Below are 14,482 nucleotides of genomic sequence, written 5' to 3' on the forward strand. Positions count from 1 at the left end.
GTTTGCCGCCGGTTTCAATGATTGCGTAAGTCATGGGATGGTTGTTGAGATTGCCGTACAGGTAGCTGATGAGTCATTGGTCATTGGTCGTTGTGGACTTTTGACTGCTGACTGCTCTCGAGCTTTTGGAATGTCTTAACCTGATCCGAGCCGGATTTAGACAGACAATCTACCATTGTTGCGGATTGTTGTATTTTTGTCAAGGCTAAGCGAACTTGATATTTTTTAATTGTTAGTTTGAAAACCGATGCAAACCCAAAAAACCCGGTTTTTTGCCGTTAATGCCGGCTGTAACGCGTCTTCTCAGGAAAAAACCCCGTTTCTGACCACCCTTGCGTAAGTCCGATTTTATTTCTTTACGGATGCTTACAGAGTTAAATGTAAATTGTCTCACATTCTCTCTTCTGAAAGGTGGCAGGTAAAAATGGCCAATCGCATCTGGAAATTCTTAACTACTGATATCAAAGAACTGTGTTCCGCCGAAGCAGCGGAGGGAATCGGAGAAGCTGGAAAAACAGCCGCAGAATTGGCAAAAATGTTCAAAGAACAAGAGCTGGACAATAGCAACTTGCTGCTAGAGGTTTTGAACTCTCCCTTAGCTCAACTTGTGGGAACTGGATTGCCATTTGTCGGGATTGTGGCGAAACTGCTGGCGTTTTTTATTGAAAAAACTCAACAGCAGCCGACTTTATCTGAGTGCATTTTCCTCGTCAGTCAGGCGGCTTATTTGGAAAGTTTTAAGGAGTTTCTTGAACAAGATGAGAGTCTGTTAAATCGCATCGGGCAAACTCCGGTTTCCGATAAAGTCAAGCAGTTGCTTAAAAAATTGGCGGATTTGGAATTTAGCGATAAAGCAGCCACAAAAACTGTTATTTGCTTCCGGGATTCGACATTAGCCGAGGAATTCAACCTAGTGCTATCAGAGCGGCTGCAACAAGCCGGACTGAAGGCCGATGAAGCTCAAATTTTGACAAATAGAGTTGCTGCTAATACTCACCGCTATTTAATCGAAGCTTGGGCAGTTTCCGGCGAAGCAATGAAACATCTTGGACAGCCTTCTTTCAGCGAATGGCGGGAGGAACAGGAGAAATATCACAGCATTGATAATTACTTGCAAGAACAGATTTCCTCTCTACCGCTAGAATCGGTATTTAAAGAAAATTTCTCATTCAAGGATATCTACGTGCCTCTGAAGGCAAGGCCAATTGATAAAAATGGCGCTGTTAATAAGCGTGCAACAGCATTTGATTTAGAAACTTGGGCAAAAAACTTGCTTGCAGATGAAAACAAACAAAATCTGGTGATGTTCGTCGAAGCTGGGCCCGGACGTGGTAAAAGCGTTTTTTGTCGGATGTTTGCTGACTGGGTGCGGCAACATTTGCATCCAGTTTGGACGCCCGTGTTAATTCGACTGCGAGATATTCCCACATTGCAAAAGAGTTTTCGAGAGACGCTAAAAGATGCAGTTACTGCTGGTTTTGCTAGTGATGAGGGCTGGTTGATGGATCGAAACACACGATATTTGTTTTTCTTGGATGGCTTTGACGAGTTGGTGATGGAGGGGAGAAGTAGCGGCGGTTTAGAGCAATTTCTCAAGCAAGTAGGACAATTTCAGCGGGACTGCGATCAGAATTCGGAAATGAGACACCGGGTTTTGATTACTGGCAGAACTTTAGCTTTGCAAGGGATTGAAAGGCAAATGCCAGATAACCTGGAGCGAGTCAAAATTCAGGTGATGGATAACCGACTACAGCAACAGTGGCTGAGCAAGTGGAAATCCCAATTTGGTGCGGCAAAAACCTCAGCTTTTAAGCATTTTTTGCAACATCAAAGCTGTCCACAAAATGTAAAATCCGAACTGTCGCGAGAGCCGCTATTGCTTTATCTCTTAGCAGCGATGCACCGGGACGAAACCTTGAAAGTTGAGGATTTTCAAGGAACTAACAGCACTCAAGCAAAAATTTTGATTTACAACCAAGCGGTGAATTGGGTACTCACAGAACAGCGGTCTAAATTGCTCAATCGCAAGTTGACAGAATTGGAAACAGAGGATTTGCGGCGCATCCTTACAGAAGCAGCGTTGTGCGTGGTGCAGTCGGGAGGGGAATGTGCTCCTGTGGCGATGATTGAGGAACGATTGACAGCAGATAACTCGGTTAAAGCATTACTTGAAAAAGCACGAGAACGGATTAACGATGATCCTCTGAGAAATGCTTTGGCGGTTTTTTATCTTCAGCAAGGCAGTAAAGAAGGTTCTGTGGAGTTTGTACACAAGAGTTTTGGTGAATTTCTGTGTGCGGAACGATTGAAAGAAAGTCTGGAAGATTGGACGAGACCGGGAAACAAACGTATTAAATTTAATACTAAAGACTCTCAGATGGACTGGGAGATTTATGATTTGTTGGGTTATGGGCCGTTGACGGGAGAAATTGTGGAATATTTGATGGGGTTGTTAACAACTCCGGCTGATCCAGGGGAGGAAAATCAGTTTCACCTTGTGGAGTTATTCCAGCGTCTGGAGGGTTTTTATGTGCGGTGGTGCGAGGGGGAATTTATTGATGCGCCGCCGGAAAATTTGCCTCAAAAGAAGATGCGCCTACTGCGAGATCAATTGAGAACCTCAACCTTGGGACAGCGACAAATAGATATTTATGCTGGTTTGAATGCGATGATTTTGCTGTTGGAGTTGCACCGTTACAGTCAGGAGACACCTGAATTCAAAGACAAAATAATGTTTTATCCTTGCGGGAAACCTAATGCTGAAGGTAAACTTGACGATGCAAGTCGGTTGTTGCGTCTCATAGGTTATAGCTGGTGTGTTGGGGGTTCTGGCTTTCGCCAAACAGTTGGGAGATTCCTCAGTGGCGCAAACCTCAGCGGCGCAAACCTCAGCCACGCAAACCTCAGCCGCGCAGACCTCATTGACGCAGACCTCAGCGGCGCAGACCTCAGCGGCGCAGACCTCAGCGGCGCAAACCTCAGCGGCGCAAACCTCAGCGGCGCAGACCTCAGCGGCGCAAACCTCAGCGGCGCAGACCTCAGCGGCGCAAACCTCAGCGGCGCAAACCTCAGTGGCGCAAACCTCAGCGGCGCAAACCTCAGCGGCGCAAACCTCAGCGGCGCAAAGCTTTTTGCCGCATACCTCAGCGACGCATACCTCAGTGGCGCATACCTCAGTGGCGCATACCTCAGCGACGCAGACCTCAGCGACGCAGACCTCAGCGACGCAAACCTCAGCGGCGCAAACCTCAGCGACGCAGACCTCAGCGGCGCATACCTCAGCGGCGCAAACCTCAGCGGCGCATACCTCAGCGGCGCAAAGCTTTTTGGCGCAAACCTCAGCGGCGCATACCTCGGTGAGCGCCCTTTTGGAGATATCGAATGGGATGAAAATACAAAGTGGGAGAATGTTCTAGGTTTAGATACAGCCGTTGAGGTTCCAGAAGCGTTAAGGCAACAGCTAGGAATGGAGTAGAAACCTTTTTCCCGGCTTGGCGTATCATTTTTATGAACAGGCTTTCCGGCCTGTCCCACAATGAGTGAATTTTCTTGTGGGGTGGGCGCCAGAGTCCGCGCCCGAAAGGCCGATCGACCTTCGTATGTCGATCGACCTTATTTTATCCAAAAGGTCGATCGAACGGGATTCAAGCCGTCGCAGAACATTTGCGCGATCGTAACAATTCCAAAGCTTGCTGTTTCACCCTTCCCTCCATCACCTCTTTTTGCAAATTAATAAAAGCCTCAAAATCTTCTAAACCGTACTTAGTCATCTGCAACTGCTGTCGCAACTGTTCTTCGGCCTCAACCGTTAAGTAACCTGTTGCCAAAGCTTTGCGGACAATTTTACTGATTAAAGTCATAGTAGATTTACCCTGAATACACCTACGTTAAAACACTGAAGTTTTGTCACCCGACTAACTCAGCTTTTAGTTTGTTTCATAATTATCCTTAAAATAGGTTAAATCTACCTTAAGGTCTATGTAAATAAAGTTATTTTTGATACATCCCTGAAACTTGAGCGATTTTAAATGTACAGTGCAATTAAATTGATCTATTTAGTTTTTGTTAGCTCGCATTATTCTTCAAATACATTAAATCTACCTTAAGGCATAATTTAAACATAGCGATTTGTGACATTGAAAATTGTATAAATTTTGAATGTAGAGTGCGCTTAAATCCGTATATTTAGTTTCTGTCTAACAACAGCCGCCATTCTCTGACAGCAAAAGGAGGAACCAGCACTTGTGTCTCATTTTGATTTTTCACGGGCAAACTCAAAAGCAAAGGTCGATTACTTTCCAATTCTGTAATTATTGATTTGAAATCGTATTCTCCGACATTAATTGGCAAATCGGACTCGTTCCAAATATCATTAGTCTTGCCAATTTCGCGCTTGCCCGCCACAACTTTCAGCGGAACCGGGTGCTGCAATTCTGTTCCAGGAAATCCTACTAATCTCAGATTTAAAGACTTTACTACTCCCGACTTGACCCGTTTGTATAAAACAACTTGCCATGCTTTGTCATCTGTATCACGCAGGCTTTGTACGGATCGGAACATTACTGTCTCGGCAGTTTCTGGATATTTGTGAATCGACGCGAAAGCGGGCGGGCTGCTAGCTAATATCAGATACAAGCACAAGCTAATAATAGTTAAAGTTCTACGCCAACAATAATGTTTTTTCACCTTGCAATACCTCCGATAATTTACACTTTTTTACCAGAACATAGAAAAATAATAGATTTTGTATAAAGATTATTAAGGAATGAACAATAGAAGATAAAAAGCAGGCAGCCTTTGTTTGTATAAATATTATTCATGGATGACCAAGTTAAACGCTAAACCTGCTCTGAAAATCTCCATAATTGGCTTTATTTCCAATCATTTTCAGCTTGGGATAGCACGTAAGCTGAAACATCGATAATTTGTTGTTCCGACAAACGATCTTTGTAAGCTGGCATAATACCTTTGCCGTTAGTTACTAAGTTGGAAATGTTGGCGATGGAATCCATGCCGTATTTTTTTAATGCTTTTTGTTTTAAGTTTTTCCCGCGCCTGATAATGTTGCTACCGTTGATGTGACAGCCTGCACAGTTGGCGCTAAAAATTTCGGCTGCGGTTGTGGGATTTGTAGTTATATCTGCGAGGGCGATTTGGGAATTAGTGGCGATTTCTACAAATGCCAGTGTCACTATCAATAGAAAGGTGGTGAGAATGATTTTTAAGTTCTTTAGCGAAATCATTTATTTGCAAGTTGAAAAATAGTGCTGGATTTAAGGATATCACTAAATACGGATTTTGGGGTTAACTCAGCGATTTATTCTTCCCAATCGAAGGTGCGGGAAACGGCTTTTTTCCAAAAGCGATATTTTTGCTCGCGAAGTGCGATCGGCATTTTCGGTTCCCAAGTACAATCCACCGCCCAATTGTCCCGCAATTCGGCTAGCTGACTCCAAAAACCCACAGCCAAACCGGCCGCATAAGCCGCACCGAGTGCAGTAGTTTCTGCTACCACAGGTCTCACCACAGGCACTCCCAAAACATCGCTCTGAAACTGCATCAGCGTGTGATTTCCCACCATACCTCCGTCTACTTTTAAAGACAAAAGCTGCACTGCTGAATCCTGATTCATCGCATCCAATACTTCTCGCGTTTGCCACGCGGTAGCTTCCAATACTGCGCGGGCAATGTGTGCCTTAGTCGCGTAGCGAGTTAAACCTGCAATTACTCCCCGGGCGCTGTCTTTCCAATAGGGTGCGTAGAGTCCAGAAAAAGCGGGGACAATGTAAACTCCGCCGCTATCTTCGACTGTATTTGCTAATGTTTCTACTTCTGCAGATGTGTTGATGATGCCCAAATTGTCCCGCAGCCACTGCACTAAAGCTCCGGCGATCGCAATACTGCCTTCCAAAGCATACACAGCGGGCGATTCCCCCATCTTGTAGGCGACTGTTGTCAGCAACCCGTTTTTTGAAGGGACGATCGTCTCACCGGTATTCAGCAGCATAAAACAGCCCGTACCGTAAGTATTTTTCGCCTCTCCCAGACTGAAACAAGTTTGCCCGACGAGGGCGGCCTGCTGATCGCCCAAAGCAGCCGCAACTGGAACACCTGCAAGCAATCCTTTTGCAGTTCCAAAAACTTGACTCGAAGGGCGAATTTCTGGCAGCATCTGGCGGGGAATTGCCATTATTTCCAAAGTTTCGGCATCCCAATCGAGGGTTTGCAAATCCATCAGCATGGTGCGGCTGGCGTTGGTAACATCGGTAATATGCGCGCCGCCAGTCAAGTGCCAAATCAGAAAACTATCGACATTGCCAAAAATCGCATCCCCTTGATTTGCAGCTTCCCTCAATCCTGGAATATTGTCCAGCATCCACTTAATTTTCGGCCCGCTGAAATAAGTTGCCAGCGGCAAACCGCATCGTTTTTGAAATCGATCTTTGCCCTCAACTTCAGCTAATTTATCGCAAATAAAGCGAGTGCGGGTATCTTGCCAAACAATCGCATTGCCGTAGGGTTTGCCAGTTTTTCTGTCCCAAACAATTGTAGTTTCGCGCTGGTTGGTAATACCGAGTGCAGCAATATCTTTCGGGTCAATATTGCCGATTTCGAGGGCATTTTTAATTACGATTTGGGTGCGCTGCCAAATTTCATCGGGATTGTGTTCAACCCATCCTGGTTGCGGATAGATTTGCTGGTGTTCTTGTTGGTTGCTGCAAATTATCTGTCCCCGACGATCGAAGATGATAAACCGGGTGCTGGTAGTTCCTTGGTCGATCGCTGCTACGTATTTTTTTGCCAATTGTCTAAAACCTTTTTAGTAATGAGCTATTTAACGTATATGATACTATGTAAAATACAACCTAATCCCAAAAAAATTAGCTTAGGGAGCTCCACAAGTTGAAACTGGCAGATTTGCTGAGGCTCGATCGCACAATTAAGGTTATTGGCTTTGACGACGCTCCATTTTCTCGTATAAGCGGCAGTCAGGTGTCGATCGCGGGCATAGTCTGCGGGGGAACTCGATTTGAAGGAATGGTGTGGGGACAAGTCCTCCCCGACGGATTAGATGCCACGGATGCTATTTCTGGGCTACTCATTGGAGGCAAATTTTTGCCACAATTGCATCTGGTTTTGCTAGACGGAATTGCTTTCGGTGGCTTCAATATTATTGACCTTCCTGAGTTAGCATCACGACTGCAAATTCCTTGCGTTGCTGTCATGCGCCACCAACCAGATTTAGCTGCTGTTGAAAAAGCCCTCCGCCATTTACCCGACTCGGAATACCGTTTACACTTGTTGCGGCGCGCCGGAAAAATTCACGATTTTGAACCTTTCTTTTTTCAAGTTTGTGGCGAACAACCAGAAGTAATAGCGAGGGTGCTTCACCGTTTGACAGACACTGGGAAAGTTCCTGAAGCTTTGCGTTTGGCTCATTTGATTGGTGCGGCTGTAATTACTGGAGTTAGCGGCAGTTCTGCTTGAATAAAAGCTAATAGAATGGGCAAGATGCCCGTTCCACAAAAAGTAATTTTTTTTGTGGGTTTGGCATCCTATCCGCCCATGAAAAGCTTATTATAAATGATGTTATTCGATGAGTTGGTACCTACCTACTTACTTACACAATTTCGCCGTCAATTTCACCGAATTCGATTTGAGTTCCCAATGCCAAAGTCAGGGTACTTTCAGGTTCTACCATTTTTATATCGCCTTGAATGTCTGTAGCCCACCAAGCGCGATCGGACAAATTTGTCAATCCTAAAGAAAGCTCGTTTCTCGATCGAGAAGTGACTATAGCTACAAGACCGTTAGATACTGCGGCTGTTAAACTCGGTATGTCAGAGGTGAATAGTTGAGTTCCCACACTCAGAGGAATAACTCGACTGCCTAATTTGAGAGAAAATGGAGCGCTCGTAAAAGAATTTACTGCGGGCTGATCTGATATAAAGGTAGGCGGAATATTTGCCGATGTTGGGGCTGGCAAGTCAGAGTTTCCTACTGTAATTGTACAGTTGCCGATTCTCTTTTGGTCGCCCGATCGCAAATAAGTCATTGCCCCGCTATCAACATTCTCGCAAACAATTTGACCTGCTTCTAATTGAAACCGCATGGCCAAGGGCGAAACATTAGGAATGCAGATAATAGAGAAATTTTCATCGCTGCCAAAAGTCACTGGTTCCGAACCCAGAGTGAGAGTGCGATTTGCTCCCGTATCGTAACTAATCACTAGCCAAGCTTTGTTGAACAAAGTTTCGGCTACCACTAGCATAATTCCAATCCAAAAACCGATCGCAGCACACCCACTTAAACGGCCTGCACATTGAGCTAAAGGGTCAGCATTACCCGATAAATTATAAGCAAATAGAATAAACAAACAGCCGCCCAAAACTCCTCCAACACCGCCGCCTCCCGTGCCGCGAAGCGCTCCCAAATTAGGAATCCGCTGTGCAAGTCCCAGTCCTAACAAACTGCCAGCTATTCCCCAGCAAATTACTCGTAATAATTCGTTGTTTCCGTCGCCAATTCCGCTGTAAATACCTTCGGCGATCGCCCCAGAAATCGCTCCTGCTATTAAACCAAACAATCCGCCATTTTTTAAAGCCTGTTTAATTTGAGGCTTGCCTTTGATATAGTAATAATAGCCGAACATGATAGCAGTAGCAATACCACCGCCTACCAATCCAAACCAGCGACCTGTAGACAATACACTGTCAAAAAAAGATTCCGAACCAGGGAGTCGCTGCATGAAAGGTTCGGTGATGAGATTGCCGGCGAAACCGCCGACAGCACCGCTAATCCCAAACTGCAAAGCTTTTTTAAGGGCTGATAGATTTCTTTTCACGGCGCACCAGATTAAAAGTGAGAGTCAAATCTAGCTACAAGCTCGAAAGTTACGATTTCCGATGATTTTGATATCTTGCACCATGATTTAGAACAGGCTGTCTGGCCTGTTCGACAAACACAAAGAGTGGAGTTTTCTTGTGCGTAGTAGGGGTTGGGCAGGAGCCATTGGGGTTAACTTAAGCTTTTAGTCAGCCAGTCCTCCCGCTCACTCGGCACGGGAGCCAGGGAATGAATTCCACCGGGCTTATAGCGAAAGTCCTCTAATAAAAGAGGACTTAATCATTCATTAGTCCTCGGAAGCGAAGACTTTCGCTTTGAGGCTCTTGTTTCAACCCCTGACGGACTATCGGTTTTACCTTAAGTTGACACGTCTTGGACAAGAGATCCCGTCCGTCCACGATTTATTGAGAATGGTGCAAGATGTGAGACGATCGCACATCTCCCCCTCTGTCTCCCGCCTGTGTCCCGCCTGTCTCTCGCCTGTCTCCCTTTCCTCTCACCAAGAAGTCTTTGACCTTCGTGCCGTCGCCCGCCACACTTTCCCCTCAATGCTTGATCGCCTGCAACCCTTGCTGCCAGATAATTTTAGCAATTTTTTAACTTTGAAATTTTAACGCCGAACACCTTAGCGAGGGCCCAAATATGAAAAGGAATGTTACAAACTATTACAGTAACACTCAGAATGTGAACATAATGCCTCAAAATACTTGCGAGAGGTAGTTGTGTCAGAGAAGCAATATCCTTACTAACTGCCGAACAGTCACTCGATCGCCACTAAGTGGCCTGCTGCAATCTTGATCGTAAATTAAAGATCGCATCAGTCATTTATGGTATTGTAAGCGACAGGCTTAGTGCGAGCACTCACAACCGCACCGGCGTGAAGAACCAGCGCCGTTAAGCACCGAAGGCAGTCACCCACCAACAACTTCAACAGTTGCTGAGTGTGGAAAGTCCAGCCTTCCCCGTCAAAGCTCCTGCCTGAGCAGGAAAGATACGGGACGCAAGCGCCCGCCTTCGCTAGCTCAGCGCAGAGCAGTTCATATAGCAAAATATCCAGCGGGTACACACAAGATGAGTATCGTCACCAAATCAATCGTCAACGCAGACGCCGAAGCTCGCTACTTGAGCCCAGGTGAATTAGATCGGATCAAGAGCTTTGTCACCTCTGGTGAACGCCGCGTCCGCATCGCCCAAATTTTGAGCGAATCCCGCGAACGCATCGTCAAGTCAGCAGGCGACCAACTTTTCCAAAAGCGCCCTGATGTTGTTTCTCCCGGCGGCAACGCTTACGGCGAAGAAATGACCGCAACTTGCTTGCGCGACCTCGACTACTACCTGCGTTTGATCACCTACGGAATCGTAGCTGGCGACATTACTCCGATCGAAGAAATCGGTATTGTCGGCGTCCGCGAAATGTACAAATCTCTCGGCACCCCGATTGAAGCCGTCGCCGAAGGCGTTCGCGCTATGAAAAGTGCAGCAAGTTCGCTGCTGTCTGGAGAAGATGCTTCCGAAGCTTCCTCTTACTTCGACTACGTTATCGGTGCGATGCAGTAAGGAATTTCGATTTTAGGTTTTCGATTTTAGATTGAAACATTGGGGGTTGCCGGCAACAAGTTAAAAGCTTTTGCAAATAACCAGCCAGTTAAAAATCTCAAATCCCAAATCCCAAATTCCAAATTCTAGCTCCAAAATTGGACTGACTCAGCCACTTTCAAGGAAACAAGACAACCATGCAAGACGCAATTACCGCCGTTATCAATTCCTCTGACGTTCAAGGTAAGTACCTGGACATCAGCGCTCTAGACAAGCTCAAGAACTACTTTGCTTCTGGCGAACTGCGCGTCCGCGCCGCTACAGCCATCAGCGCCAATGCAGCCACAATCGTCAAAGAAGCAGTTGCTAAGTCTCTGTTGTACTCTGATGTAACTCGTCCCGGCGGCAATATGTACACCACTCGTCGTTATGCAGCTTGCATCCGCGACTTGGACTACTACCTGCGCTATGCCACCTACGCTATGCTAGCTGGCGACCCTTCCATCCTCGATGAGCGCGTGCTCAACGGTTTGAAAGAAACCTACAACTCCTTGGGCGTGCCCATCGGTTCTACCGTACAAGCAATCCAAGCAATGAAAGAAGTCACCGCCGGTTTGGTCGGTTCTGACGCTGGTAAAGAAATGGGCGTCTATTTCGACTACATCTGCTCTGGCTTGAGCTAAGACTCAGGAAGAAGGAAGAAGGAAGAAGGAAGAAAGAAGAAGAAATAACATTTATTTCTTGCCTCTTTTAACTTTTAACTTTGGACTTGTTACCTTTGACTTTGAAAAGAGGTCAGGGAAGTTGAGAGTGATTGCTAGACCGTCAAAGGCTTGTCGAGAAAGCCCGACGAGTTTTAACGAGCTAGTTTTGACTCCTAACTCCCTGCCTTCAATCTTTAAAAAATCCATCTAATAATCTGTAAACCTACTCAGGAGTTAGTTTCCCATGAGAATGTTTAAGGTGACTGCTTGCGTCCCCAGTCAAACTCGCATCCGCACTCAGCGCGAATTGCAAAATACCTATTTTACTAAGCTCGTTCCTTACGACAACTGGTTCCGGGAACAGCAAAGAATTATGAAAATGGGCGGCAGAATTATTAAAGTGCAACTGGCTACCGGTAAGCCCGGAGCTAATACAGGTTTACTTTAAGAGCCGAAGCTGGATTAGTAGAGGGGTAAGAGGTCGCGATCGACCTCTTTTTTGTTGTTATAGTAGTAAGGAAGAATTTCCAAAGTTGTTAATCTAATCATTGATAAATATTTCAATAAGCAGAAAGTATAACAGCGATTATCGCTAACAAAACAGCAAGCATTTGTGGTAGTGTAATAGCCTCTTTCAAGAATAAAGATGATAATAATATAGTAATCAGCGGGTAGATAGAGGTAACACTCACTACATTGGCAACTTCACCTTTACCAAGGGCTATAAAAAATACTAATGATGCCACCGTACCACAAACGCCAACTAACATGGCAAACAAAATTCCCCTAACATCTCCCTCAAAACTAAAATTATTAGTGTGGAAAATAATAAATAAAGTAGTTAAAATAGCGCCAATAGCTTCATAAACAAAAGCAGTTTTGTAGTCAATATATTTAGTCGCTAAATTGCCAAAAAATCCCCACAAACCATATAATAGCGAACAAATTAATGCGTAAATTAACCAATCTGGTACTTTAGCCATCTTTGTTAGAGTTTATTGAGATCATTCTAAAATCCTATGGCTAATGACATTCGACGCTTGATTCCATTTTTTGACCCCAGCGCGTCTCAATGGGCCGCTGAGGCCCGGTGGCTCAGGTGGCTGACTTTTCTGTGGCTGTTTGTCGGGCTGACAGCATTGTTTTCGGCTTCCTATCCCATTGCCAATTATGAATTTGGAGACGGCCTTTATTATTTTAAACGACAGCTAATCGCAGTGGCGATCGGGCTGGCCGGTTTTAACTTGATGGTATACTCCCCCCTGCGGTATCTGCTGAAAACAGCTCAATTAGGCGTTTTATTGCTGCTGGGATTACTGTGGCTGACCTTGGTTCCGGGGGTGGGAACCACAATCAACGGGGCGACTCGCTGGATATCTCTGGGTCCGGTTCCGATTATTCAACCTTCTGAGTTGATCAAGCCGTTTTTTGTTCTCCAAAGCGCCCGCATTTTCGGCAACTGGTCCCGGTTGACGAATAAAGTTCGCTTAACTTGGCTGGTAATTTTCGGTGCAATGCTGTTGGGAATTTTGTTGCAGCCGAATTTAAGTACCACCGCTTTGTGCGGGATGACTTTGTGGTTGGTGGCTTTGGCGGCGGGCTTGCCTTACTTGCAGTTGGGCGCAACGGCTATGGGAGGAATGCTTTTAGCCGTTTTAAGTATTAGTTTTAGGGAATATCAGCGCCGCCGGATTATGTCTTTTCTCAATCCTTGGGCTGATCCGATGCAAGACGGCTATCAGTTAATTCAAAGTCTCCTGGCTGTGGGTTCTGGGGGCATTTGGGGTGTAGGTTTGGGGATGTCGCAGCAAAAGTTATTTTATTTGCCGATTCAGTACAGCGATTTTATTTTTGCTGTGTTTGCTGAGGAGTTTGGTTTGGTGGGAGGTTTTTCCCTGCTGCTGATGTTGGCGGCTTACTGTACTGTGGCTTTGAGAGTAGCGATGAAGGCTAGAAATAGTGAGAGTCAGTTGGTCGCGATTGGGGTGATGGTTGTGATGGTGGGACAGTCGCTGCTCAATATTGGGGTAGCGACGGGGGTTTTGCCGACTACGGGTTTGCCACTGCCGTTTTTTAGTTACGGGGGTTCTTCGATGTTGGCGAGTTTGTTGTTGTCGGGGTTGCTAATTCGGGTGGCTAGGGAGAGTTCTGAGGCTGATGTGGTTTCTTTGGACGGCCTCCGTGGAAAGTCTGGAAAGCCGAAGTTACGATCGAACAACGGCACCGCACAAACCGAATAATTTGTCAAGTTATTTCCTAAACTCGCGGATAATTAGAAACCGGGTTTTTTAACCACAATATTTGCTTAAAACCTTCAATAAGAGTCAAAAAACCCGGTTTCTTTATCTTCTGCTGCGGTATCATTCCGCGCGATCGACTATTTCCGCCCGTCACCTTTATTTGGCGGTTCTTCTTGTTGTTCTTGAGGTTTAGCTGTGATCTGAGTTAATTCTTTTTTGTCTGGTTGCGGTGTTTCTTGAGTTGAGTTAGCCATTGAGTTTTGTCCTAAATAGATGCACCGCTTAATGATATCTTTTCCGGCTACAAATGTGTTGCTGTAGATAGGGGGAGGAAAATCAAGACAGACAATTCTGATGCAATTCGATTTTGGCTTTAATATTAGACAGCATTATGTAAATGCAAATGGCGGTCGCTTGCTATACTGCTGGAGGGTGGCAGCCAAAAAAATCGGAGGCGGACGCAAAAACACCTTTGTTAAGAATTAAATGCCGAGATCGATCTCGAATGATTAACCCTTGCGGCTGCAATTTTCCCAGCATTCGCGTTACTGTTACCAGAAAGAATTGGTTTAAAGCCGGAACTGCGATCGGGAGAAATTAAAAAAAGACTATTCATTACTCCAATCCTCTTCCTTCCAGGTAGATGTCGCTATCTTGCGGTCAACAGTCAACAGTCAACAGTCAACAGTCAACAGAACCGCGTCATGCAAATCGCATTAGCAATATCTTGATGTGTCAAGCGGATATTCAAACCAGAGGGCTGTCAAAAGTTATGAAACTGCAAAAAATTGGATTGTCCGGACTCATCTCAATCTTAGCGGCGCTGACTATAGGTGAGTTTCGGTTTATCCCTAACTCTCAATTTAAAATCATCAATTCTCCGGCCTTGGCTCAAACTCAAGCTCAGCGGAAAGCCGAAGCAGACCGACTGTTAGACCAAGGGCGTCAGCAGTATCAGATTAGTCAATTTCAAGCTGCATTGCAGTCTTGGCAACAGGCACTAATAATTTATCGAGAAATTAAAGACCGCCAAAGCGAGGGGAAAGCTCTGGGAAACCTGGGAGTTGCTTACGATTCCCTCGACGACTACGCCAAAGCATTGGTGACAAGTTAAAACTTAATTGCATTTGTCAATCAGTAATATTACTCAAAAAA

At 45.5% G+C, this 14,482-nt stretch carries 15 protein-coding genes; 7 read left to right on the top strand and 8 right to left on the bottom strand.

What is annotated here, in order from left to right; genetic code table 11:
* Positions 1-424 precede the first annotated feature (424 nt).
* A complete protein-coding gene (locus QUA38_RS20765) occupies positions 425-3,475 on the top strand; it encodes a pentapeptide repeat-containing protein (protein ID WP_333165061.1) in 3,051 nt (1,016 codons plus the stop codon).
* Between the two features lie 169 nt (positions 3,476-3,644).
* Here the strand turns inward: QUA38_RS20765 and QUA38_RS20770 are convergent, their stop codons facing one another.
* The 4 genes from QUA38_RS20770 to glpK form a co-directional block, all read right to left on the bottom strand.
* Positions 3,645-3,860 carry a hypothetical protein gene (locus tag QUA38_RS20770; RefSeq protein ID WP_015176895.1) on the bottom strand — a complete coding sequence of 72 codons (216 nt, stop codon included), beginning with the start codon at positions 3,858-3,860 and terminating at the stop codon, positions 3,645-3,647.
* 325 nt (positions 3,861-4,185) lie between these two features.
* A complete protein-coding gene (locus QUA38_RS20775; protein WP_333165063.1) occupies positions 4,186-4,686 on the bottom strand; it encodes a DUF3122 domain-containing protein in 501 nt (166 codons plus the stop codon).
* A 185-nt stretch (positions 4,687-4,871) separates the two neighbouring features.
* Complete coding sequence (locus tag QUA38_RS20780) at positions 4,872-5,243, bottom strand: c-type cytochrome (RefSeq protein WP_333165066.1); 372 nt, start codon at positions 5,241-5,243, stop codon at positions 4,872-4,874.
* Between the two features lie 74 nt (positions 5,244-5,317).
* On the bottom strand, positions 5,318-6,805 hold the full coding sequence (gene glpK / locus QUA38_RS20785) for a glycerol kinase GlpK (RefSeq protein ID WP_333165069.1): 1,488 nt from the start codon (positions 6,803-6,805) through the stop codon (positions 5,318-5,320).
* 98 nt (positions 6,806-6,903) lie between these two features.
* On the opposite strand from glpK, the gene QUA38_RS20790 reads away from it, so the two are divergent.
* A complete protein-coding gene (locus QUA38_RS20790; RefSeq protein ID WP_333165072.1) occupies positions 6,904-7,488 on the top strand; it encodes an endonuclease dU in 585 nt (194 codons plus the stop codon).
* A 133-nt stretch (positions 7,489-7,621) separates the two neighbouring features.
* On the opposite strand, the gene QUA38_RS20795 is transcribed toward QUA38_RS20790, so the two are convergent.
* Together QUA38_RS20795 and QUA38_RS20800 are read right to left on the bottom strand one after the other, a co-directional pair.
* Complete coding sequence (locus QUA38_RS20795) at positions 7,622-8,845, bottom strand: FHA domain-containing protein (RefSeq protein ID WP_333165075.1); 1,224 nt, start codon at positions 8,843-8,845, stop codon at positions 7,622-7,624.
* A gap of 403 nt (positions 8,846-9,248) precedes the next feature.
* Complete coding sequence (locus QUA38_RS20800; RefSeq protein ID WP_333165078.1) at positions 9,249-9,383, bottom strand: hypothetical protein; 135 nt, start codon at positions 9,381-9,383, stop codon at positions 9,249-9,251.
* Between the two features lie 535 nt (positions 9,384-9,918).
* Between QUA38_RS20800 and apcA the strand changes: the two genes are divergently transcribed.
* From apcA to QUA38_RS20815, 3 genes are all read left to right on the top strand, one after another.
* Positions 9,919-10,404: an allophycocyanin subunit alpha gene (gene apcA, locus QUA38_RS20805; RefSeq protein ID WP_332959487.1), complete on the top strand. Its 486-nt coding sequence runs from the start codon at positions 9,919-9,921 to the stop codon at positions 10,402-10,404.
* 176 nt (positions 10,405-10,580) lie between these two features.
* Entirely contained in the window at positions 10,581-11,066 is a 486-nt protein-coding gene (gene apcB / locus QUA38_RS20810) for an allophycocyanin subunit beta (protein ID WP_006634930.1), read from the top strand.
* Positions 11,067-11,331: 265 nt separating this feature from the next.
* Positions 11,332-11,535 (top strand): phycobilisome linker polypeptide, encoded by a 204-nt coding sequence (locus tag QUA38_RS20815; protein ID WP_006634929.1) that lies wholly within the window; start codon positions 11,332-11,334, stop codon positions 11,533-11,535.
* A gap of 112 nt (positions 11,536-11,647) precedes the next feature.
* On the opposite strand, the gene QUA38_RS20820 is transcribed toward QUA38_RS20815, so the two are convergent.
* Positions 11,648-12,070 carry an EamA family transporter gene (locus QUA38_RS20820; protein ID WP_333084583.1) on the bottom strand — a complete coding sequence of 141 codons (423 nt, stop codon included), beginning with the start codon at positions 12,068-12,070 and terminating at the stop codon, positions 11,648-11,650.
* Positions 12,071-12,106: 36 nt separating this feature from the next.
* Here QUA38_RS20820 and QUA38_RS20825 point away from each other — a divergent pair, with 36 nt between their 5' ends.
* On the top strand, positions 12,107-13,327 hold the full coding sequence (locus QUA38_RS20825; protein ID WP_333165080.1) for an FtsW/RodA/SpoVE family cell cycle protein: 1,221 nt from the start codon (positions 12,107-12,109) through the stop codon (positions 13,325-13,327).
* A gap of 417 nt (positions 13,328-13,744) precedes the next feature.
* Here QUA38_RS20825 and QUA38_RS20830 read toward each other — a convergent pair whose 3' ends face one another.
* Positions 13,745-13,915 (bottom strand): hypothetical protein, encoded by a 171-nt coding sequence (locus QUA38_RS20830; RefSeq protein WP_333165082.1) that lies wholly within the window; start codon positions 13,913-13,915, stop codon positions 13,745-13,747.
* Between the two features lie 55 nt (positions 13,916-13,970).
* Between QUA38_RS20830 and QUA38_RS20835 the strand changes: the two genes are divergently transcribed.
* The gene (locus tag QUA38_RS20835) at positions 13,971-14,441 is read left to right on the top strand and encodes a hypothetical protein (protein ID WP_333099296.1); all 471 of its coding nucleotides are present in this window, start codon (positions 13,971-13,973) and stop codon (positions 14,439-14,441) included.
* Positions 14,442-14,482 lie beyond the last annotated feature (41 nt).

It is taken from the genome of Microcoleus sp. Pol12B4 (genome assembly GCF_036701385.1).
Lineage (GTDB): Bacteria > Cyanobacteriota > Cyanobacteriia > Cyanobacteriales > Microcoleaceae > Microcoleus.

What these genes read in the sequence shown, in the direction of transcription:
- QUA38_RS20765 (WP_333165061.1), top strand. Translation starts at nt 425, where the DNA reads ATGGCCAATCGCATCTGGAAATTCTTAACTACTGATATCAAAGAACTG.
- QUA38_RS20770 (WP_015176895.1), bottom strand. Translation starts at nt 3,860, where the DNA reads ATGACTTTAATCAGTAAAATTGTCCGCAAAGCTTTGGCAACAGGTTAC.
- QUA38_RS20780 (WP_333165066.1), bottom strand. Translation starts at nt 5,243, where the DNA reads ATGATTTCGCTAAAGAACTTAAAAATCATTCTCACCACCTTTCTATTG.
- apcA (WP_332959487.1), top strand. Translation starts at nt 9,919, where the DNA reads ATGAGTATCGTCACCAAATCAATCGTCAACGCAGACGCCGAAGCTCGC.
- apcB (WP_006634930.1), top strand. Translation starts at nt 10,581, where the DNA reads ATGCAAGACGCAATTACCGCCGTTATCAATTCCTCTGACGTTCAAGGT.
- QUA38_RS20815 (WP_006634929.1), top strand. Translation starts at nt 11,332, where the DNA reads ATGAGAATGTTTAAGGTGACTGCTTGCGTCCCCAGTCAAACTCGCATC.
- QUA38_RS20820 (WP_333084583.1), bottom strand. Translation starts at nt 12,070, where the DNA reads ATGGCTAAAGTACCAGATTGGTTAATTTACGCATTAATTTGTTCGCTA.
- QUA38_RS20825 (WP_333165080.1), top strand. Translation starts at nt 12,107, where the DNA reads ATGGCTAATGACATTCGACGCTTGATTCCATTTTTTGACCCCAGCGCG.
- QUA38_RS20835 (WP_333099296.1), top strand. Translation starts at nt 13,971, where the DNA reads ATGTCGCTATCTTGCGGTCAACAGTCAACAGTCAACAGTCAACAGTCA.